Origin of the sequence: Pseudomonas sp. F1_0610 (assembly GCF_047470865.1) — a bacterium.
Taxonomy (GTDB): domain Bacteria; phylum Pseudomonadota; class Gammaproteobacteria; order Pseudomonadales; family Pseudomonadaceae; genus JAZDRH01.
Window position 1 is genome coordinate 1 of sequence record NZ_JAZDRH010000071.1, and the last position, 1,418, is coordinate 1,418.

A 1,418-nucleotide genomic window follows, 5' to 3' on the forward strand; every position below is an offset into this window, starting at 1 on the left:
CCTTATTATTTATAAAATAAATACAGCCGCTTTCAATATGAGAAACAGAATCTAAATAATCTCTGTCAGTGTCATTTTTTATAAAAAATTTATATTTTTCATTAGCATTTTTCATTATAAATTAACCTTTATTTGGAACATCAACTGCTATTATTTGAATATTTCCAGTAACTTTATCTACTGTAGATATATATGTCTTTATTGGCAGTCCCTTATCCATTGCTGCTTTAATAGCTATTTTTGAGGCGTCATTATCTGGCAAACGATTAATAACTGCATTAATCCAGTCAGACGACAACTGATTCGTATCTCCTGCTGCTTTGGTGGATAATTGAACACCACCTATATTTTTAGGCTTTGTATCCAAAATATGTATCGCTCCATCTGCTGATTTGTACACATGATCAAATCCATGCTGAAGATTACTTCCATACTTCCCACCTGGCAATAAATTTAAACCAGCTTTTTCGAAAACACTATTAACTAATTCTTCTTTCAATCGACCTGATTTATCTCCAAACCTTAAAACAAGATTAACTAAGGAATCTTCATTGTGCGTTGCTGTATCAATTAAAATACTTGATTTATTTAATTTTCCAGAACTTATAAAGCCATTCCTACTGGCCACTACCTCATGACCAGCTTCAGATACCATATTAAGAATTTTAGCTTCATTAGCTGCATTTATTGAGCGGGTGAAAAATTTTTCAACTCCATTATTTATAAGCCTAGCAGCTGGCCCTACCTCTAACAAGAATGAAAAGTCTTCAAACGCCTGCAAACTTAGCTGCCCCCAGTGACCTTGCCGAGTGTGTATAGAAACCCTATCTTTACGTAGATCCTCCATGTAAGCATTACCATATCCAGCATTTCCATACATATTTACAAGCATTAATTTATATACAGTACTAATACATGCAGAGTTACCATCGCAAGCACTTGCAGCCAGGTCTGTATATTGATCAAATGCTGTATTTTCCCAATCATAAATATATTTATCAGACATGTTAAGTTCTTTATAAGATTTATTTTTTAAACTTATAATTTCCACTAAACATTCTGGATTATTACATTTATCTACTAGTTCTATTAAGCGTTTATTATCCTTACTACGAGGGGCACCTAAACCATTATTCTCAACCGCATTCTGCCCAATAACCCCTGCTACTTGTGCATTAAAGGCGGAGTCACCTGCTACACCACCCACGACAGCGGCGATCGCTGAGCTTAGGTCACGGATGTTGGCTTTGACGTCTTCGCCGAGTAGGTTTGGTTATCAACAAAAAACGAGCTTACCGTCTTTATCGCGAGATGGGCTTGCAGGTGTGCACAAAGCGTAGAAAAAAGTTAACGCGCCCTCTAAGCCCCCATGCTAGTTCCTAGTGGCACTAACTAACGCTGGTCGATAGGTTTTGTAT

General features: G+C 36.5%; 1 pseudogene. It reads right to left on the bottom strand.

Annotation, left to right across the window (positions count from 1 at the left end):
- Window positions 1-121: 121 nt before the first annotated feature.
- Window positions 122-1,255: pseudogene (locus tag VQ643_RS16225) on the bottom strand (VENN motif pre-toxin domain-containing protein); the annotation flags it as partial.
- Between the last annotated feature and the right edge of the window lie 163 nt (window positions 1,256-1,418).